Raw genomic sequence first — 351 nt, 5'->3', positions numbered from 1 at the left:
TAGCCTAGATATTGATGACAAACTAATAAAAATGCGTTGGGTTCAGCGTATAGAATTTACAGATAATCAGGGTATTATTGCTCTTAGGTTTTCTAAAGATATATTGCCATTTATATCTAATGTAAAAGCTAACTTCACTCAATATATGCTATCTGAAGTATCAAAAATGCAAGGTGCATACTCTGTACGCATTTATGAGCTACTAACTCAATATAAATCTGTTGGGGAACGCTCAATAGCCATAGATGATTTAAGAATAATGCTAGATTTAGGTTCAAGATACAAAACAACAGGGAATTTAATTGCTTGGGTTATAGACCCATCCATTGAAGAAATTAACGAGCAAACTGA

Annotated in this window: 1 protein-coding gene; it reads left to right on the top strand. The window is 32.8% G+C overall.

The genetic code is table 11. The annotated features are described in order from the left end of the window. Positions 1-31: 31 nt before the first annotated feature. Positions 32-351 (top strand): replication initiation protein (locus EMN46_RS19555; RefSeq protein ID WP_229130467.1); only part of this gene is annotated, 320 nt, incomplete at its 3' end.

It is taken from the genome of Ancylomarina sp. 16SWW S1-10-2, assembly GCF_009669305.1.
Classification (GTDB): Bacteria; Bacteroidota; Bacteroidia; order Bacteroidales; family Marinifilaceae; genus Ancylomarina.
This window is presented reverse-complemented; position numbering and strand designations above follow the sequence as displayed.